The sequence below is a fragment of the Fundidesulfovibrio terrae genome (assembly GCF_022808915.1).
GTDB classification, from domain to species: Bacteria; Desulfobacterota; Desulfovibrionia; order Desulfovibrionales; family Desulfovibrionaceae; genus Fundidesulfovibrio; species Fundidesulfovibrio terrae.
The window spans coordinates 1,102,167-1,121,189 of sequence record NZ_JAKZFS010000001.1 but is presented as its reverse complement, the minus strand read 5'-3'; the positions used below and the strand labels follow the sequence as shown (position 1 = coordinate 1,121,189).

Sequence of the window (19,023 nt, the reverse complement as noted above, 5' to 3'; positions counted from 1 at the left end):
GCTGTACAGGGGGAAGCCACCAGCGGCCCAAGGGCCTTCGTCACCTTGGATTCCCATATAGTTTCGCATTGTTAAGTGATTCCGAGGTTCGCGCATGGCGGATGCGGCGGGGGGCGTCACGTGTTGGTCGGAGGATTCCCGAGGGCCCGGACGGCCTCCAACAGCGCGTCGAAACGCGGGGGATCGAAGCTCCTGGCCGCCCCGACCACCTCGGTCCGGACGCTCTGGAAATCGAAATCCGGGCGCATGAAGACCTGCGCGGTATGGCTTGCATGGTGGAACCGGTAGACGGCGAGCTCATCCGGAATGGACCGGAACTCGGCGAGCATGCTGAGCTTGAGCCACAGGAGCCAGTCCTCGCATTGGCAGCGCAGGCCATCCAGGAAGCCGCCCGCCCGCTTGAAGGCGTCCCGGCGCACGGCCACCGTGGAGAGGCAAATGTTGTTGGCCGTGAGCAGCCACCGGAAGTAGTCGATCCGGCCGAAGCCCTCGGCCTCCCGGCAGAAGGCGGCGAAGCTCCCGGCCCAGGCGGCGAAGACGGCGGCGGACATGCCCCGGTTCTCGCCCAGCCAAAGGCGGCTCGCCTCGTCGCACTCCACGGCCGCGCAGCAGTGGCACAGCCCGAGCCCCGGGTCCTCCCGGAAGGCGCGCACCTGCCTTTCGAGCTTTTCCGGAAGCCAGTAATCGTCCGCGTCCAGGAAGGCCAGGATGGGGCCGGTGGACTTGTAGACACCGAAGTTCCTGGTGCGGCTCACCCCCAGGTTCCTGGCGTTGGAGTACACCTTCACCCGCCCCGGGGCCTGGCGCTCGAGGGCGCGCGCCAGTTCCAGTCCCCCGTCCGTGGAGGCGTCGTCCACGATGATCGCCTCCAGATCGGAAAAGGTCTGCTCAAGCACGCTGGCAACGCACTGGGCGAGATAGCGTTCATGGTTGTAGAGCGAGATGACGACGCTCACTTCGGGCATGGCTGACTCCCTGCATCCGGGCCTGCGCCGGCCCGGAACGGATTCCCGGAAAGGGGTTGCGGCGCACGCCGCAACCCCTTCATCTTCCTGGTGGTGGACCCGGCAGCCCGTTCGACAAGGCATTGCTACGAAGCAAACACGCGCGGCCTAGCCCTCTTGCTGCGCTATTGCGCCGGGATCGTCGTTGCGGCGGCAGCCTGCCCCTCTATGACGCTTACGTCGTTGAGAGAGCGGCTCACCTCGTCGAGCATGAAGATCTCGTCGGAATGAAGCACCTTTCCGATATCAAGCAGCAGGATGAATCTGCCGTTGCACTTGCCTATGCCGCGCAGAAACGCGGTGTTCACGGCCACGCCCATGGCGGGAACCGGCGCGATGTTTGCGGCGTCCAGCTCCAACACCTCCTTGACCGAGTCGGCAACGGCCCCGAGGGTGATCGTGTCGTCGCCGGTGCTGATCTCGACGATGATAATCCGGGTGTTCACGGTTCGCTCGGCCGCTTCCAGGCCGAAGCGCAAGCGCAAGTCGATCACCGGAACGGCAGCGCCCCGCACGTTCACCACGCCCCGCATTGCCGGGGGCATTTGAGGGATCCGGGTTATTTCCGCCATATCCAGGATCTCCCGCACCGAGGTGATGGCGATGGCGAACAGCTCCCCGGCCAGGGTGAAGGTCAGAAACCGTTCGGTGTCTATACTGGCGGCATCGGCCATTGGTTGCTCCTTGACGCTGAGAAGGGGCCGTTAAAAATGCTCAAAGGACGAATCTATTTCGTCCGCTGCGTTTTCGGTTTGCAAGCTGATGCGCACCCCCTTGTTTCGTTGCTGGCCGGAAGCCGCCAGCGCCGTGGGCTCCTTGGCCGGAGCCAGAGGCTTCGAAACGCCCGGGGCGCGTCGTGGTTGCGTTCTACGGGTGCCCCCCACCCTGAAGAAGGTGATGACGGACTGCAGCAGCTCCGACTGGGCCGAAAGCTCTTCGGCCGTGGACGCCAGTTCTTCCGATGCGCTGGCGTTTTGCTGGATGGTCTGGTCGAGCTGTTGCAAGGCCTTGTTCACCTGGGCCGCTCCGGAGCTCTGCTCCTGGGTGGAAGCGCTGATCTCCTGCACCAGTTCCGCCGTTTTCTGGATATTGGGCACCAGTTGGGTCAGCATCATGCCCGCTTTTTCGGCGACGCTCGTGCTTTCATTGGCCAGCCTGGTGATCTCCGCCGCAGCCTCCTGGCTGCGTTCGGCCAGCTTGCGCACCTCCGAGGCCACCACGGCGAACCCCTTGCCGTGCTCGCCTGCCCTGGCCGCTTCAATGGCGGCATTGAGCGCCAAAAGGTCTGTCTGGCGGGCGATCTCCTCGATGATGGTGATCTTTCCGGCGATCTCCTTCATGGCGTGCACCGTCTGCCCCACCGCGTCGCCGGATTCCTTGGCATCACTTGCGGCCTTGACCGCAATGGCTTCGGTCTGCCGGGCGTTTTCGGCGTTTTGCTGGATGCCGGAGCTCATCTCTTCCATGGAGGACGAGGACTCTTCCACTGCAGCTGCCTGCTCAGACGCGCCCTGAGAAAGGGTTCCCGCCGAGGATGAGAGCTGCTGACTGCCGGCGGCCACGTTTTCCGTGCCGGCCTGCACTTCCGCGACGACATTGGTCAGCGTCTCCACCATCTTGCCCAACGATTCGAGCATGGCGTCATTATCCGAGCGTTTGGAAACCTTCACCCGCAGGTCGCCGTTGGCGAGCGTTTGCGTTATCTCTGTCGCTTGAGTTTCAGCTTCGATCAGAGCGGTCATGGAGGCCATCAGGACGTCCTTGTCGGAGCGTTTCCTGACCTCGACATTCAGGTCGCCCAGGGACATTTTCTCCGCAACAGCGGCGATTTCCTTTTCAGCAGCCAGGAGCTTGCCCATGGAGATGAGCAGAATATCCTGCGAGGAGCGAGGAGAAACCTGCACATCCAGATTCCCCAGGGCGATTTGTTCCGAAACGTTTGCAATCCGCTGTTCCTCCTCGGCCACCAGGCGCATGGAGTCCGCCAGAACGCCGACTTCATCCGTTCCAACCACGGCCAGGCGGGCGCCGAGATCACCTTTGGCGATGGCTTCCGCGAAAACGACGCTCTGTCGCAACGGGACTGTGATCGTCCGTATGATCACCAGAGAAAGAATCATGAGCACAACCAATGCGACAACTATTGCTATTATGAACATCATCCGAACATTGGCGTAAAGCGTGGCGGCCTCATTCAGGCTGGCCTGTTGTATTTTATCACCCGATGCGGATATCGCATCGACAATGCCGTCAATCATCCTGGTCGGCTCCTGGTCAATACCGGCAACCATTTTATCCAGTTTCTTTCCCGTATCATCGTCACTGGTGTCGAACGACTTCAAGCTGTTGAGATATTTTTCGAAGAGAGCAACATGTATGGAGATTGCCCTGTCAACCTCATCGACCGGCAATCCAAGATGCTGCAGCGTGACTTTCAAATCCCTCAAGTTCTTGAGGACTGACGCATGTGATTCCTTGAATAAATCGGTGTACTTTTTCAGACTATCAGGGTTGTTTCCCCTGATGAGGATATCTTTCCATTCCTGCACTTGTTTCTTGAATTCGACCTGAGCAGTGCGCGCCTGATTGACGGCATTTTTAACATTTTCTGCATTCTTTAATTGCACACCAACCGAGTCGTTCAAGACTGAGACGCTATGAATACCATAATATCCTAGGCATATCAGGAATAACAAAGAAACACCCACCAGAAAAAATAGCCTAGACCCAATCTTGAAGTTATTCAGAGACATCGGATTCCCCTTGCGTTGCCGGGTTCATACAACCACCCCACATACATCCAGAAAACACAAAGACAAATCGGACCACTCTTTCGTTTCACAGCGTCAAGCGATGAGCAGTTTTTCATCAGCCTGTCTGCGAGTGATGCCTGCTCCCTTGAGCCAGGCGCTGAACGTTCCCTCGATTCGATATAATAATGGGATGTAGCGGTCTAGGCTTTCTTGGACTCTTTTCCAGCCACGTATTCGTTTCCCTTCTTCACGGAGCACCAAGCGACACTCTGTCGACTTTCCACCTGATTTTCACCTTGGACAATCTGAATATGGGGAGGGCTGACTTAGGAAGGACAAGGTCGTCCTCCAAAGAAAAAGGGCCTACAGCTCATCGCTGTAAACCCTTGATTTCCATGGTGGTCCCGACAAGATTCGAACTTGTGGCCTGCCGCTTAGGAGGCGGCCGCTCTATCCACCTGAGCTACGGGACCACGGGGAAGAGATAGATAGTCAAAGCCCCTTCCCTGGTCAACACATTCCACAGGCATCAGGCGGTGAAGACCATCCGCGCCAGGAGGGTCTCGCCTGCGGCGCACGCCCGGGACTGCCGGTCCGCTGTTAAAGAAGCCGTCTCCAAGTGGCCGCGAGGAGCAAGTCTATTCGGTTTACATTCCTCCCAAGAGGGATATAGTGATACACCTCAACGCCACCCGGCTTTTTTTGCGAGCCCCCAGGAGTCTCCCATGCCCCGGTTGATCCCGGCCGTCCTTGCCGTTCTGTCCCTGTTCCTGGCCCTCCCCGCCCAGGCCCGCGTGAATCTTCCCGATTTCTCCGAACTGGCCGAAAAGGCCGGGGCGGCTGTGGTGAACCTGAGCACCACCCGCACCGTGAAGAACCAGGACAAGATGCGCGAGTTCTTCAAGAATCACCCCAAGGGCGGCCCCTTCGACGAATTCTTCGAGCAGTTCGAGCGCCGCTTCAAGGACGAGACCCCCACTCCGCAGCGTTCCATGGGCTCGGGCTTCATCATCTCCAAGGACGGCTTCATCGTCACCAACAACCACGTGGTCGAGGAAGCCGACGAGATCAAGGTGCAGTTGCGCGGACAGGACAAGCCCCTCAAGGCCAAGGTCGTGGGGCGCGACCCCGAACTGGACCTGGCCGTGGTCAAGATCGACAATGGCGGCGACCTGCCCTTCCTGGAATTCGGCGACTCCGACGCCATGAAGGTGGGGGCCTGGGTGATGGCCATCGGCAATCCCTTCGGTCTGCAGAACACCGTCACGGCGGGCATCGTCAGCGCCAAGGGCCGGGTCATCGGGGCCGGCCCCTTCGACAACTTCATCCAGACCGACGCCTCCATCAATCCCGGCAACTCCGGCGGACCGCTCCTGGACCTGGACGGCAAGGTCATCGGCATCAACACCGCCATCATCGCCTCGGGCCAGGGCATCGGCTTCGCCATCCCCTCCAACATGGCCAAGGCGGTCATCACCGACCTGCGCGAGCAGAAGGAAGTCAAGCGCGGCTGGCTGGGCGTCTCCATCCAGGACGTCGACGAGAACACCGCCAAGGCCCTGGGCCTGCCCGAGCCCGAAGGCGCGCTCATCACCGCCGTCATGGAGGGCGACCCGGCGGCCAAGGCCGGGGTGCAGGTGGGCGACGTGGTCACCGCGGTGGGCGGGCAGCCGGTGAAGGACGCCGGGGCGCTCCTGCGGGCCATCGCGGGCATCCGGCCCGGCGGCAAAGCCGAGCTCACCGTGTGGCGCAAGGGCAAGACCATGAAGCTCACGGCCGTGCTCGGCCAGCGCGACAGCGCCAAGATCACCAAGACTCAGCCCGGCGGATCCGGAGGCAAGGACGAGGACGAGGCCGCGACCAACGACCTGGGCCTCTCCCTTCGCCCCCTCAAGCCCGAGGAGTCCCGCGCCCTGAACGTGCCCCCCGGCAAGGGGCTGGGCGTGGTGGGCGTTGTTCCGGGCTCGCCCGCCGAGGAGGCCGAGATCAAGGCCGGGGATGTGATCCTGGAGGCCAACCAGACCCCGGTGAACTCCGTGGCCGATTTGAGCAAGGTGCTGGCGGAGGACGCCTCCAAGAAGGGAGTGGTGCTGCTGCTCATCAAGCGCAACAAGCAGAACCTGTTCCGCACCGTGCCCCTGCCCGGAAAATGATGCCGGAAGTCGTCACCGTCGGCTGCAAGGTCAACCTGTACCTGGACATCACCGGGGTGCGGGACAACGGCTATCACGAGCTGGAGACCCTCTTTTTCCCTGTGGCCGAGCCGAGCGACACCTTGGAGCTCACGCCGGGGGGGCCCGAGTCCGCGGGCCTCACCCTGACCTGTTCGGACAAGGCCCTGGAGGGCCGATCCAACCTGGTGGCCAAGGCGTACGAGGCATTCGCGGCCCTCACGGGCTTTCGCCCCGCTCTCGCGGCGCGCCTGGTCAAGCGCACACCCTCCGGAGCGGGCCTGGGGGGGGGCAGCGCGGACGCGGCGGCGCTGCTGGCCTGGCTGAACGCCCGCGCCGGAGACAAGGCCCTGTCGCCCGACGAACTCGCCGCCCTGGCCGTACGCCTGGGGGCCGACGTGCCTTTTTTTCTCACCGGCGCCCCGGCCTGGGCCACGGGCGTAGGCGACCAACTCACGCCCGCCGCCTGCGATCTGTCGGGTCTGACCATGCTGGTGTGCATGCCGGAAGAGCGGGTGGACACGGCCTGGGCCTACCGGGCCTGGGACGAGTCTCACGGGATCACGGGACGGCAAGGATCCAAACCGGCCTTGACAAGCCTCTGCCCTGCGAGTATGCGGCCTTTTTGCGTTTCCGGGACGTTCATGGCGAACTGCTTTGAGGCGGTGGTCTTCAAGCGCCACCCGGCCGTGCGGCTCCTTAAGGAGCGGCTTCTGGCTCTGGGCGCGGCGGCGGCCTGCATGAGCGGATCCGGATCGGCGGTGTTCGGTCTTTTCCGTGACCCCGCCAGGGCGATTGCTGCCGTCTCGGCTCTTTCGGGGCCGCAGACGTCTGTCTTTTGCGCCCTTTTGTGACGGCATCATCTGTTGGGGAGTCGCCAAGCGGTAAGGCACGGGGTTTTGGTCCCCGCATCCGAGGGTTCGAATCCTTCCTCCCCAGCCACTTTTTTCACACGGGACTCATATGGCAACCCACGGGGATTTGAAGATACTCACCGGCAACGCCAACCCCGAGTTGGCCAGGGCCATCTGCGACCATCTGGGCTGCACCTTGCTGCCCTCCATGGTCAGCCAGTTCTCCGACGGCGAGATCAGGGTGGAGATCGGGGCCAACGTCCGCGGTTCGGACGTGTTCGTCATCCAGCCCACCTGCAAGCCGGTGAACTACCACCTGATGGAGCTGTGCCTGATCCTGGACGCCCTCAAGCGGGCCAGCGCCTCCCGGGTGACGGCAGTGGTGCCCTATTACGGCTACTCCCGCCAGGACCGGAAGGTGGTGCCGCGCGCACCCATCAGCGCCAAGCTGGTGGCCGACTTCCTCCAGGTGGCGGGCATGCACCGCCTGCTCACCGTGGACCTGCACGCCGGGCAGATCCAGGGCTTCTTCAATGTGCCCGTGGACAACCTCTTCGCCATGGGCATCCTGGCCGAGTACGTGGGCGACACCGTGCAGGGCGACCTCACCGTGGTCTCCCCCGACGCGGGCGGCGTGGAGCGGGCCAGAAGCTTCGCCAAGCGCCTGGGATGCGGGCTGGCCATCGTGGACAAGCGCCGCGACGCCCCCAACCAGGCCAAGGCCATGCACGTCATCGGCAACGTGGAAGGCAAGACCTGCGTGCTGGTGGACGACATGATCGATACCGCCGGGACCATGGTCCAGGCGGCGCACGTACTGCTGGAACATGGCGCCAAGGACGTGATGGCCTGCGTCACCCACCCGGTGCTCTCGGGCCCGGCCATCGAGCGCCTGTGCGGTTCGCCGTTCTCGCAGGTGGCGGTGACCAACACCATCCCGCTCACCCCCGAGGCCCAGGCCTGCGGCAAGATCAAGGTGCTGTCCGTGGCCGGACTTCTGGCCAAGGCCATCCACAACATCCACACCGAATCCTCGGTGAGCGTCCTTTTCAACAAGACTAGCTAGCATCGCCTCCAGGCGGAACAAGGAGATATCCCATGAAGGAACAACTGAGCCTCACCGTGCAGAGCCGCGCCGAGAAAGGCAAAGGCCCCAACCGCCGCCTGCGCGCGGAGAAGATGGTGCCCGGCATTTTCTACGACGACAAGGGAACCAACATCCCCGTGGTGGTGGCCGACCTGCCCTTCCGCAAGCTCTACCAGAAGGTGGGCTCCTCCCACGTGTTCGACCTGGTCATCGAAAAGGACGGCGTGACCCAGACCCATCCCAGCCTGATCTGGGTGGTCCAGGCCCACCCCTGGAAGAACCAGGTGGACCATGTGGACTTCTACGGCATCGATCCCAACAAGCCGGTGCACATCCACGTCGCGGTGAAGTTCACCGGCAAAGCCAAGGGCGTGACCGTCGGCGGCAAGCTGGAGATCTACCGCGAGTCCCTGGAAGTGGTCTGCCTGCCCGCGGCCATCCCCGACGAGATCGTCATCGACGTGACCGAGCTGAACATCAACCAGCACATCAGCGTGAAGGACCTGGCCCTGCCCGAGGGCGTCAAGGCCGTGTTCGACCAGAACTTCGCCGTGGTGGGCGTCATCAACCCCGCCGCCGAAGCCGAGGCCGAAGCCGCGAAATAACCGCGCTACTCCGTTTTGTTCCATGGCCGGGGCAGCCTGCGGGCAGCTCCGGCCATGATTTTTGAGGAAAGCCATGCCCCCGCACACCCTTATCGCGGGCCTGGGAAATCCCGGCCCCAAATACGAGCGCACCCGCCACAACTTCGGGTTCATGGCCGTGGACGCCCTGCTGGAATCGGGCACGGCCCGCCAGCTCTCCATGGGCAAGGACGGCGAGTTGCACGCCCTTCGCCTGACCGGCATCGAGGGCGAGATCCTCGTGCTCAAGCCCATGACCTTCATGAACCTCTCGGGCCGGGCCGTGGCCCACGTGCTGCGCTACTACAAGCTCACCATGGACGACCTGGTGGTGGTCCACGACGAGTTGGACCTGCCGCTTGGGCGCATGCGCATGAAGAAGGGCGGCGGGCTGGCCGGACACAACGGACTCAAGTCCATCGCCTCCGAGACCGGCTCGCAGGATTTCGTGCGCCTTCGCCTGGGCATCGGGCGCCCCGAGGGGAAAATGGACGTATCGAACTGGGTGCTGGCTGATTTCCGCCCGGACGAGCGCCAAACGGTCGAAAAAGTGCTTCCGGCGGCCGCTGCGGCCCTGCGTCTGTATCTCAAGGAGGGCCTGGAGGCGGCCATGCGCGAATCCGGGCAGTTCTCGGCCGCCCCCCAGCCGGGGGGACAAGGGTAGACTCTTTATTTCACTTGAGGTAAGAATACAAGCGTGTCGTATTGCGTCCTCGCCAGCGCGCGGCCCATCGCCCTGCGGAGCCAGGTTTTCCTGCCCTCCGCCCCGGGCGGGGCACATCCACCGCGTTTTCCCTGGCCGCCGTCACCGTAAGGAGTATCGCCCAAGTGTTTTCTCTGGACGAGTTGGTCGTATATCCTGCCCAGGGTGTGGGCAAAGTCGAGCGCATCGAGTCCCAGACGGTCGGCGGACAGTCGGTCGATTTTTATATCGTGCGCATCCTGACCAACAATGTGACGCTCATGGTGCCGGTCAAGAACGCCTCCAACGTGGGGCTGCGCCACGTCTGCCCCGCCCAGGAAGCCAGGGACATCATGGAGTCCCTCAAGGACCGTTCCACCTTCACCGGCTACACCGGGCAGAACTGGAACCGTCGCTACCGCGAATATTCCGAGAAGCTCAAAAGCGGCAACCTGGCCGATGTGGCCTACGTGCTCAAGGAACTGCTGCTCATCGGCGGCGGCAAGGAGCTTTCCTTCGGCGAACGCAGGCTGCTGGAGCAGGCCATGGGCCTGTTGACCCTCGAGGTGGCCTACGCCCTGGACACCCCCCAGGACGCCGTCAAGGAAGAGATCAACGCCCTCTTCGAGGACGTCATGAAGCCCAAGCAGCCTGAATAGCGCCCCGAAGCGGCCCATTTTTTTCCTCCCGCCGGGTGCGCCCTTGACACCACGTCAAAATGATATATGGAGCCTTTGGGCAAGCCGTTGATTTTATCACGCCATACTTCGCAACAAACTACCAGCAAAGCGTAGAGGACCTAACATCTTCCGGACGTATTTGCCGCATGTCGTTCAACCCGGCATTGTTGCGCTGATTTTGTGATCTGCGGGATGTATTTCGTTTAAACGGTACGCCCACAGGCTCGTCCAGGTTGTCGCGGTTACGAGCCAATCCCTCAACAATTGAATCTTCGCCCTGTGGCGAACAGCCATGTCCCAAACAGTCGATTTGCACCACCGCGCCGAGATTACTGGCGCACCATCATCCCCCGCCGGTCCGGCCGCCGGAGCGTAACGCCCCCGGTCCCCGGCAACATCCTCTGGAGTCCTCGATGAATCTCTCCGATCTCAAGCTCAAAAGCATGCCAGAGCTCATGGAATTGGCCGTCCAATTCAACGTGGAAAACCCGAGCGGCATGCGCAAGCAGGAACTCATCTTCGGCATCCTGCAGAACTGCGCCTCCCAGAACGGCTCCATCTTCGGCGAAGGCGTCCTGGAGATCCTGCCCGACGGGTTCGGTTTCCTGCGCTCCCCCATGTACAGCTACATGCCCGGTCCGGACGACATCTACGTCTCTCCCTCGCAGATCCGCCGCTTCGGCCTGCGCAAGGGCGACGTGATCTCCGGCCAGATCCGCCCCCCCAAGGAGGGCGAGCGCTACTTCGCGCTGCTTCGAGTCTCCGAGATCGGCTTCCAGCCCCCCGAGGCCTCCAAGAACATCGTCCTCTTCGACAACCTCACCCCGCTCTACCCCAACCGCCGCCTCATGATGGAGAACGGCGACAAGAACTATTCCTCGCGGGTCATCGACCTGCTTGCCCCCATCGGCCACGGGCAGCGCGGCCTCATCGTGGCCCCGCCCCGCACCGGCAAGACCATGCTGCTGCAGACCATCGCCAACTCCATCAACGCCAACAACCCCGACGTCTACCTCATCGTGCTGCTCATCGACGAGCGCCCCGAGGAAGTCACGGACATGGAGCGCACGGTGAAGGCCGAGGTGGTCAGCTCCACCTTCGACGAGCCGCCCCAGCGCCACGTCCAGGTGGCCGAGATGGTCATGGAGAAAGCCAAACGCCTGGTGGAGCGCAAGCGCGACGTGGTGGTGCTGCTCGACTCCATCACCCGCCTCGGCCGCGCCTACAACGCCGTGACCCCGTCTTCCGGCCGCGTGCTTTCCGGCGGCCTGGACGCCAACGCCCTGCAGCGCCCCAAGCGCTTCTTCGGCGCCGCCCGCAACATCGAGGAAGGCGGCTCGCTGACCATCATGGCCACGGCGCTGATCGACACCGGATCGCGCATGGACGAGGTCATCTTCGAAGAATTCAAGGGCACCGGCAACATGGAGCTCTACCTGGACCGCCATCTGGCCGAGAAGCGCGTCTACCCGGCCATCGACATCAACCGCTCCGGCACCCGCAAGGAAGAACTGCTCCTGCCCGAGGAACAGCTCAACCGGATCTGGATTCTTCGCAAGTTCCTGGCCCCCATGAGCTCCATCGACTCCATGGAGTTCCTCCTGGACAAGATGCGTGGCACCAAGGATAATAAAGAATTCCTGAACATGATGAACCGCTAGTTCAGGTGGCTCGCACAGCGCCCCCGAAGGCGGACGATCTTTCGTCCGCCTTCTTTTTTGGTCCAGCGTGTAACCATCCGCTCCGCCGGGACGGCTAGATTGACAACACCCTCATCCGGGTTGCCAACTCCCCCGAAGGGTTTATAGACACTCTCATGCAGCGACGCTCACACCGCTCAAGCGGCATTTTCCCGCGCGCCCTGGCCCTGGTCCTGGCGCTGGCCCTGGCGCTTCCCTCCCCGCTGGCCGTGGCCCCGGCCAAGGCCAGCATCTTCAACTTCGGCATCAAGGAGGAGAAGGAGCTCGGCGACAAGTTCAACGTGCTCATCCGCTCCAAGCTGCCCATGGTGGAAGACTCCGAGGTGGTGGACTACGTGCGCGACATCGTGGACCGCCTCGCCCGCCAGATGCCGCCCCAGGCGTTCAAGTTCAACGTGGCCGTGGTGCAGGACAACGCCATCAACGCCTTCGCTGCTCCGGCCGGATACGTGTTCGTGTTCACCGGCCTGGTCCTGAACATGGAGCACGAATCCGAGGTGGCGGGCGTGCTCGGCCACGAGTTGGCCCACGTCACTCAGCGCCACATCGCCAAGCGCGTGGAACAGGGCAGCATCGTGAGCATCGCCGCCATCCTGGGGGCCATCGCCGGGTTCGCCCTGGGCGCGGCCACCGGCCAGCGCGACGCCGGGGCAGCCGTCATGGTGGGTTCCCAAGCCGCCGCCCAGCAGACCATGCTCAACTACTCCCGCGACGACGAGCGCGAGGCCGACGAGGTGGGCATGAACTACCTCACCGCCGCCGGATACCCGCCGCGCGGTCTGCCCCAGGCCTTCGACATCATGCAGCGCATGAAGATCTTCAAGGGTTACGGCTCCATCCCGGCCTACCTCTCCACCCACCCGGACATCACCGAGCGCATCGGCTACCTCACAGAGCGCGTCAGCCGCATGCCCAAGGACGTGGCCACCCGCCCGGACCGCGACGAGCGCTTCCTGCGCGTGCAGACCATCATCCGGGCCCGCTACGTGGACCCGGCCACGGTCATCGGCTATTATGGCAAGAAGGGCACGGCCATGACCAAGCTCGACCGCCTGGGGCTGGCCATGGCGCTGGGACGCACCAACGACAACGCCAAGGCCAAGCAGGCTTTCGACGAGGCGCTCAAGGAGGGCGGAAACGACGCCCTGTGGCTGCGCGAGGCAGGGAAGTTCTACCTCAAGCTGCGCGAGTTCGACCGGGCGGACCAGCTCCTGCGCGCGGCCGTCACCGCCAACCCCAGGGACATGGTGGCTTCCGCCGCCTACGCCCAAATCCTGGCCCAGGAGCGCCACTACATCGAGTCCCTGAACCTCATGCGCAAGGTGACCACCTTCTCGCCGGAATCCCCCGAAGTGCGCCAGCAGCTGGGACGCATCTACGGCGAGGCGGGGGACCTGTTCCACGCCTACCTGAATCTGTCCTACGCGGCGGTGTACGCCAACGATCCGAAGCAAAGCCGCATGCAGATGGAGAAGACCAGGAACCTGGCCAAGTCGGAAGAGGAGAGGAGGGAATACGCCAGGCTGGAGCAGGTGTTCAAGGAGAGGAGCGAGCATTGGCCCAGGGGGCCGATGTTCTGAGCACTTGAGGGTATGTTAAATGGTGCTCTTAATCGGACCGGCACTGATCACTATTCACTCCTAGAGTTCTCCAACTTTGGAACACAGCATTCACCATATGTTTGACCGCTCCCACAAGGACAAGGGCAACATATGTTAATGTTTTGAGTCGGCCCGTAGATATCAAGATCAAGCTCAATCCCGCGTTGCCCCAGAGCCAACAGCGTTTCTATCGAAATCACGACACCCTCATTGGATTCGTTCATAAAAAAACCACAAGTCAAATCCATTCTAAACTGTTTGGAAATTTGTGCCCATACGCCTGGATCGTTAGGGAGCTTGCCGAGTATTTCGGCAACCTGCTTGTTCAAATCTTCCGGTTCGCAGTCTGTTGCCTCAAGCCGCCACATCCCGCTCTTCCTGACTATCTCCTTGCCCGTGCTGGTTGTTCCAACAACTTGGCCTTTTGTGTGACTGGATGTCGGTTCACAACCAAGGAGCTTGGTGATGCTTTGTGGAATCAACTCGTCGCCCATTATCCGAAGCGTCGCCGCTGATCTGTGCAGCTGAGCCATCCAATGCTCCTTGCTCTGCCTAGCCTGCCGGTTGTCCGACACCCGGCAGGGAAAACACGAACTCGCTGCCCTTCCCCACTTCGCTGGTCACCTGAATGTCCCCGCCGTGGGCCTTGAGCACGGCCTTCACCAGCGACAGCCCAAGCCCAAGCCCCCGGTGGGAGCGGCTCTTGTCGCCTCGGTACAAGCGCTCGAAGATGCGCGGGATGTCCTCTCCCGGAATCCCCTCGCCCTCGTCGCGCACCAGCACCCGCACCTGCCCGTCCTCGTTCCAGCCCGTGACGAACACCTGCCCGCCGGGCTTGGAATACTTGAGCGCGTTGTCCAGCAGGTTGGCCAGCACCTGGCGCACCCGCCCTGCGTCGGCCACGGCGTAAAGCCCCGGCGAGGAGTCCGGCACCAGGATGATGCCCTTTTCCTGAGCCAGATACTCGTAGATTTCCGCGCTCTCCTCGATGAGCCCGGCCACGTCCACCCGTTCCAGCGACAGGTGCATGGTGCCGGTCTCGGCCTCGGAGATGTCCATGAGCGTGTTCAGGGTGGTGCGGATGCGCTCGTTCTCCTCGGCGATGTCCATGAGGGCCTCGCGCAGCCCCTGCTTGCTCAGGTTGGACTGCAGCGCCGTCTCCACCACGGCCTTGGCCCGGGTCAGCGGCGTGCGCAGGTCGTGGGCCACGTTGTCCAGGGCGTCGCGCATGCCCTGGATGAGCAGCGAGATGCGCTCGAGCATGGAGTTGAACAGGCTGGCCAGTTCGTCCAGCTCGTCGTCCGTCCCCCGGGTGGGCACGCGCGCGGCCATGCTGCCGCGCCCGATGGAGTTCACCGTGGAGATGAGGTCGCGGATGGGGGCCAGGGTCCTGTTGGCCAGCACCGCGCCCACGCCCACGCCGATCACCACCACGGTGATGGTGATGCCCAGGAAGATGCGCTGGAATTCGGCCAGCAGTTCCTCGCGCTGCTTGACGTCTCCGCCAACGATGAGGAACGCCCCGCTGGCCAGCTTGCGCGAGGAGAACTCGTACACCCCGCCGCCCAAGCCCGGCTGCTCCCAGAGATACCATTTGACGCCCTCTGCGGCCTGGGTGTCCAGCTCCTCCTTGGGCACGGCCGACCATCCCGGCGGAGCGATGGTCAGGAGCTCGCGCCGGGCCGGGTCAAGGATGCGCACGAAATAGTCGGGCTCGGTATCCTCCTCGTTGTCGCGGCGGATGAACTCGATGAGCGCGCCGACTCCTTTTGTCCGCTCGATATATCCGTATTCGTTGAGTTTTTCTGTCAGAAGCTTCTGGTCCTGGGCGCGCACCACGTTGGCCAGAAGCATGTAGGCGATGACGAAAAGAAACAGCGAACTCGCGATGTAGAGAAAACCGTAGCTGGCGGTGAGCTTGGAGGCGGTGCTGTGCCTAATCCTGTCGAGGAGGCTTGAGGACATAGCCTACCCCCCGCAGAGTCGAGAGCATCTTGGGTTCGAAATCCCGGTCGATCTTGTTGCGCAGGCGGCAGACGAGCACGTCCACCACATTGGTCTGCGGATCGAAGTTGTAGTTCCAGACGTGCTCCATGATCATGGTCTTGGAGAGCACCTTGCCCGGGTTTCGCATGAAGAACTCCAGCAGGGCGAACTCCCGGGGCTGGAGCCCGATGGTCGCGCCGTCGCGCGTGACCTCGCGGGTCAGGAGGTTCATGGACAGCCCGGACACGCTCAGGTGGGTGGCGTCGGCGGAACTGGTGGACCGCCGAATGAGCGCCTGGAGCCTGGCCAGCAGTTCGGCGAAGGAGAAGGGCTTGGCCAGGTAGTCGTCGCCGCCGGTCTCGAGGCCCTTGACCCGGTCGTCCACGGAGCGCTTGGCCGAGAGGATGATCACCGGGGTGTTGATGCGGCTCTTGCGCATCTCCTCGATGAGCTTGAGCCCGTCAATGCCCGGGAGCATCACGTCCACCACGGCGGCGGAGTAGGACTCGGTCAGGGCCATGTGCAGGCCGTCCTGGCCATCGGCGCACTGGTCCACCGCGAAACCGTTCTGCTTGAGCCCCTGGGCGATGAACGCCGATATCTTGGGATCGTCTTCGACAAGGAGTATGCGCATGGTTGGGAGCAAATTAGTCCCGGTGCGAGGCAGTGTCAACGCGGGACGGTTCGCATGCCTTTCATTTCTGTAATCGCCTTGAAAGGAACCGGTAATAGACGCCCGGGTAGCTCTCTCTCACGCGATTGCCGTAACCCGGCGGTCCGAATCGTTCTCGACGCTACGCAACATGGTTGACAACCCAAGGAGATTGAAAATGAAAAAGGCCGTTATCCTCGCCGTGGCTTCCTGCTTGCTGATGAGCTCCGTCGCTTTCGCTTTCGAAGGCAAGTCCTCTTCCTCCGACAAGAGCTCCTACACCGAGATGATGAAGAAGAAAAAGAAGTCCAAGAAGGCCACCGCTCCCCAGAGCTAAGCCAATCTTTCTTCGCTGAAAGCTAAGGGCCCCTCGGGGCCCTTTTGTTTTGGTGCTCACTCCACTGGATGACGCCCGAACGTCAGCCGCCGTGCTTGTCTCGCAGCATGCGCGCCGCCCGGGCGATGCTGGCGATCTTGGCCGCCGCGACATCCTCGACGTTGACGCAGCGGCTGGCGAAACAGCCGAACCCGCAGTCGGTGTTGAGGAAGAGCTGCTCCGGCCGATAGAAGCGCAGGGCCGATTCGGCCCGGGCCACGATCTCCTCCGGGGTCTCCACGTCCGTAGTGCGCGGGTTGATCACGCCAAGGCCCAACTCGCGCGGCCTGGGCGATCCCGGCACCGCCCCGGAAAGCTCCCTCCCCACCACCTCGATCTCGCCCGCCCTGGGCGTGGCGTACTCCAGCACGAACTGGTGCACGCGCATCTTGGTGAGCGCTGGCAGAAGCGGACGGTAGTCCCCCGTGAGCAGGACCTCCTCCCTGGTGCTCCAGTTGCCCCGGCAGATGTGCAGGCCGATGCGGGGGCCTTCCACTCCCTCTATGACGGTATTTATCAGTTCGGCCGCGTAATCCAGTTCTTCACCCACGTCCCGGCGGGTGGCGAGCGTCGCTCACATGAACGTTCGCCGGCCGCACTCCCCACTCATGACCACCTCGGTGAGCACCGGCTCGTCGAACTGCACGAACTCGCACCCGGCGGCGGCCAGGTCCTGAAGCTCCTCGCGCAGCACGCGCACCACGTCGTCGCCCATTTCACGCTGTGAGGCGTAGGCTTTCTTGGTGTAGGCGCTCACCCACATGGACCGGGTGAGCAGGTACGGGCCGGGCAAGGTGATTTTCACCGGCCTGTCCGTGAGCGACTTGACGAAACGGAAGTCCTCAAGGGCCAGGGGCTCGCGCCGCGACAACCTGCCCGTGCAGGTGGGGTTGCGGATGGCCGAGGCGGGCACGTCCAGGGTGGTGAGCATCTCCTCGAAGCCGGACTTGTCCTCCATCTCGCCCAGCATCTCTGCCAGGCTCATGAGCTTCGTTCCCTCGAGCTTGTCCGTGACGAAGGAGTAGAAGTTGTCACGGCGGTGCTCGCCGTCAACCACCACGTCCAGCCCGGCCTCTTCCTGGATGCGCACCGTGCGGCGCACTTCCTCGTCGGCCACGGCGTCGAAGGCGGCGCGGGTCATATTGCCCGTGCGCCGGTCGCGCAAGGCGCGCAGCATCTTCTTGGAGCGGGGCCAGCTGCCCACCTGGGTGGTGGTGAAGGAGCTCATGGGGTGCCTGCCGTTCTGTTAGGGAGTTGGCCCGGACAGCCGCAGCCGCGGGCGGAGAGCATGCTCATGCGATGGTGAAGGAGGCTTTGAGGTCCACGGCCCTGGCCAGGGTGGCCGCCACGGGAGACCGGGCTACGGCCCGCTCCCAGGCCGCCCGGGCCTTGCCCTCGTCGTCCAGGGTGGAGGCGAAGCAGCGCACCTCGATGGCGGCGAACGACGGGTCGCCCTCCTCCATGCCCAGGTGGGCCAGGATGTTCGTGAGCCGCCCCTTCACGGTGAGCTCGATGTCGTCGATCTCCAGGGCGTCGCGCGCGCACTCTGTGGCGTAGCCCGTGGCCAGGGCCGCGCCCAGGGCTCCGAGCAGGGCCTCCACGGCGCTGGGGTTTCGGTCCCGCTCCTCGAAGGAGGCGGGCTGGCCCAGGGTCCAGGAGAAGTTGCGGCAATAGACCGTGCTGGATTGGCCCTCGCCCGCGCGCACCCGCAGCCGCCATTCGTACTGCCTGGCGCGGCGCTTGTCCTCTTCCAGGGCCAGGCGCTCGGCCTCGGCAGCCTCGCCGCGCGAGACCGCCACGCCCCGGCGCAGGAAGAAGCGCGTCCCGCCCTGGCCCGGCAGGGAGCCCAAAAGCTCGTGCCCGGAGAGCCTGCACCAGGGGGGCAGCTCATCTGCCACGGTGGGTTCGCGGCTTATCATCTCAAGCACCCCGCCGGGGCTCACGCAGAGCATGTTCTCCCGGATGAGCAGGGCAAGGCCGGAGCCGCAGTCCAGGTCGCCCCCGTCGAAAACCCTGTCGGGAGACAGCGCAAGCAGATCGTCGGCTGAAAGGGTGGTCATGGAAGGCTGATCAGTAGGCCACGCAGGGGGAGCCGGAGCTGAGCCATTCCACCAACACCGCCCCGCCCGCCGGGACCGCGCCCTCGATGAGGTCGGACTCGGCGATGCCGCGCTTTTTCAGGCAGGGGGTGCACACGCAGATCTTGCCCCCGGCATTCACGAACTTGGTGATGAGTTCCTTCAAGGGGGCGAAGGGAGCGCCTTCGTCGATCTTCTCGGCCTCGCCCTTCACCGCGCAGTACACGCCGTCGGTGGAGAGAAACACCATGGTGTCCTTTTCGCTGCCCAGAGCGGCGTTGGCCACCACGAAGCCCACAGTGGCCTTGTCGCCGTCGGTGCGGCAATGGGTGATGGTGACGCAGAACTTCTCAGCCATGGAGGTTCTCCTTCAGTTCGGGTTTGAGTTCGATGAGGTAGTACGGGTGGGCCGCGTCCAGAAGCGCGTTTCTGGTCATGCGGCACCAGGCGGGGAACTCCGCCGGGGCGGCCGGATCGCGGGAGATCAGCAGCAGCCGTGTCCCGGGCGCAAGCTCCTTCACGTAGGAATGGAGATTGATGATCACCCGGCCGCAGGACTCCTCGCCGCTGTCGAATTCATCGTCGAAAGACCAGTGATCCGGATACGTTTCTGGCACGCAAGCTCCGATACCCGGGCGTTCCCGGTATCAAAGCAATGGAACCCATTGGAACGAAAAGGACAAATCGTTAGTTGCGATGGCGCGCCACGCTGCATATCAGCCGCATCTATCCGCCCGCTCCTGCCGGCCCTGCTTGACCCTCCCTTTCCCCGGAAG

At 63.2% G+C, this 19,023-nt stretch carries 19 protein-coding genes and 2 tRNA genes; 10 read left to right on the top strand and 11 right to left on the bottom strand.

Features of this window, described 5'->3' with window-relative positions; genetic code table 11:
- Positions 1-116: 116 nt before the first annotated feature.
- The 4 genes from ML540_RS05165 to ML540_RS05150 form a co-directional block, all read right to left on the bottom strand.
- The gene (locus tag ML540_RS05165) at positions 117-965 is read right to left on the bottom strand and encodes a glycosyltransferase family 2 protein (protein WP_243358997.1); all 849 of its coding nucleotides are present in this window, start codon (positions 963-965) and stop codon (positions 117-119) included.
- A 164-nt stretch (positions 966-1,129) separates the two neighbouring features.
- A complete protein-coding gene (locus tag ML540_RS05160) occupies positions 1,130-1,678 on the bottom strand; it encodes a chemotaxis protein CheW (protein WP_243358996.1) in 549 nt (182 codons plus the stop codon).
- 30 nt (positions 1,679-1,708) lie between these two features.
- Positions 1,709-3,757 (bottom strand): methyl-accepting chemotaxis protein, encoded by a 2,049-nt coding sequence (locus ML540_RS05155; RefSeq protein WP_243358995.1) that lies wholly within the window; start codon positions 3,755-3,757, stop codon positions 1,709-1,711.
- Between the two features lie 396 nt (positions 3,758-4,153).
- Positions 4,154-4,230, bottom strand: a tRNA-Arg gene (locus tag ML540_RS05150).
- A 252-nt stretch (positions 4,231-4,482) separates the two neighbouring features.
- Here ML540_RS05150 and ML540_RS05145 point away from each other — a divergent pair.
- The 9 genes from ML540_RS05145 to ML540_RS05105 all read left to right on the top strand — a co-directional run bounded on the left by ML540_RS05145 (position 4,483) and on the right by ML540_RS05105 (position 13,134).
- Positions 4,483-5,910, top strand: coding sequence for a DegQ family serine endoprotease (locus tag ML540_RS05145; protein ID WP_243358994.1), 1,428 nt, complete (start codon positions 4,483-4,485; stop codon positions 5,908-5,910).
- Entirely contained in the window at positions 5,910-6,782 is an 873-nt protein-coding gene (gene ispE, locus ML540_RS05140) for a 4-(cytidine 5'-diphospho)-2-C-methyl-D-erythritol kinase (protein ID WP_243358988.1), read from the top strand. Before ML540_RS05145 ends, ispE begins: the two co-directional genes overlap by 1 nt.
- A 13-nt stretch (positions 6,783-6,795) precedes the next feature.
- Positions 6,796-6,870 (top strand) — tRNA-Gln (locus ML540_RS05135).
- Between the two features lie 21 nt (positions 6,871-6,891).
- The gene (locus ML540_RS05130; RefSeq protein WP_243358978.1) at positions 6,892-7,848 is read left to right on the top strand and encodes a ribose-phosphate diphosphokinase; all 957 of its coding nucleotides are present in this window, start codon (positions 6,892-6,894) and stop codon (positions 7,846-7,848) included.
- A 32-nt stretch (positions 7,849-7,880) separates the two neighbouring features.
- Complete coding sequence (locus ML540_RS05125) at positions 7,881-8,474, top strand: 50S ribosomal protein L25/general stress protein Ctc (RefSeq protein ID WP_243358976.1); 594 nt, start codon at positions 7,881-7,883, stop codon at positions 8,472-8,474.
- Positions 8,475-8,547: 73 nt separating this feature from the next.
- Positions 8,548-9,156, top strand: a complete 609-nt coding sequence (gene pth / locus ML540_RS05120; protein WP_243358975.1) for an aminoacyl-tRNA hydrolase — start codon at positions 8,548-8,550, stop codon at positions 9,154-9,156.
- Positions 9,157-9,320: 164 nt separating this feature from the next.
- Positions 9,321-9,833: a CarD family transcriptional regulator gene (locus tag ML540_RS05115; protein WP_243358970.1), complete on the top strand. Its 513-nt coding sequence runs from the start codon at positions 9,321-9,323 to the stop codon at positions 9,831-9,833.
- Positions 9,834-10,267: 434 nt separating this feature from the next.
- The gene (gene rho, locus ML540_RS05110) at positions 10,268-11,515 is read left to right on the top strand and encodes a transcription termination factor Rho (RefSeq protein WP_243358969.1); all 1,248 of its coding nucleotides are present in this window, start codon (positions 10,268-10,270) and stop codon (positions 11,513-11,515) included.
- Positions 11,516-11,670: 155 nt separating this feature from the next.
- Entirely contained in the window at positions 11,671-13,134 is a 1,464-nt protein-coding gene (locus tag ML540_RS05105; RefSeq protein WP_243358967.1) for a beta-barrel assembly-enhancing protease, read from the top strand.
- A gap of 50 nt (positions 13,135-13,184) precedes the next feature.
- On the opposite strand, the gene ML540_RS05100 is transcribed toward ML540_RS05105, so the two are convergent.
- From ML540_RS05100 to ML540_RS05090, 3 genes are read right to left on the bottom strand one after another with little or no spacing between them, the layout of a single operon-like run.
- Positions 13,185-13,688: a DUF4279 domain-containing protein gene (locus ML540_RS05100; RefSeq protein ID WP_243358964.1), complete on the bottom strand. Its 504-nt coding sequence runs from the start codon at positions 13,686-13,688 to the stop codon at positions 13,185-13,187.
- A gap of 19 nt (positions 13,689-13,707) precedes the next feature.
- Positions 13,708-15,120: a sensor histidine kinase gene (locus ML540_RS05095; protein ID WP_243358962.1), complete on the bottom strand. Its 1,413-nt coding sequence runs from the start codon at positions 15,118-15,120 to the stop codon at positions 13,708-13,710.
- A complete protein-coding gene (locus tag ML540_RS05090; RefSeq protein WP_243358961.1) occupies positions 15,092-15,775 on the bottom strand; it encodes a response regulator in 684 nt (227 codons plus the stop codon). Before ML540_RS05090 ends, ML540_RS05095 begins: the two co-directional genes overlap by 29 nt.
- A gap of 196 nt (positions 15,776-15,971) precedes the next feature.
- Between ML540_RS05090 and ML540_RS05085 the strand changes: the two genes are divergently transcribed.
- Positions 15,972-16,130, top strand: a complete 159-nt coding sequence (locus ML540_RS05085; protein WP_243358960.1) for a hypothetical protein — start codon at positions 15,972-15,974, stop codon at positions 16,128-16,130.
- An 82-nt stretch (positions 16,131-16,212) separates the two neighbouring features.
- On the opposite strand, the gene ML540_RS05080 is transcribed toward ML540_RS05085, so the two are convergent.
- The 4 genes from ML540_RS05080 to ML540_RS05065 all read right to left on the bottom strand — a co-directional run bounded on the left by ML540_RS05080 (position 16,213) and on the right by ML540_RS05065 (position 18,864).
- Entirely contained in the window at positions 16,213-17,397 is a 1,185-nt protein-coding gene (locus ML540_RS05080) for a cobalamin-independent methionine synthase II family protein (RefSeq protein ID WP_279343228.1), read from the bottom strand.
- Between the two features lie 64 nt (positions 17,398-17,461).
- The gene (locus ML540_RS05075) at positions 17,462-18,229 is read right to left on the bottom strand and encodes a sulfurtransferase TusA family protein (RefSeq protein WP_243358958.1); all 768 of its coding nucleotides are present in this window, start codon (positions 18,227-18,229) and stop codon (positions 17,462-17,464) included.
- 10 nt (positions 18,230-18,239) lie between these two features.
- Positions 18,240-18,605, bottom strand: coding sequence for a DsrE family protein (locus tag ML540_RS05070; RefSeq protein ID WP_243358956.1), 366 nt, complete (start codon positions 18,603-18,605; stop codon positions 18,240-18,242).
- Positions 18,598-18,864, bottom strand: a complete 267-nt coding sequence (locus ML540_RS05065; RefSeq protein ID WP_243358952.1) for a sulfurtransferase TusA family protein — start codon at positions 18,862-18,864, stop codon at positions 18,598-18,600. Before ML540_RS05065 ends, ML540_RS05070 begins: the two co-directional genes overlap by 8 nt.
- Positions 18,865-19,023 lie beyond the last annotated feature (159 nt).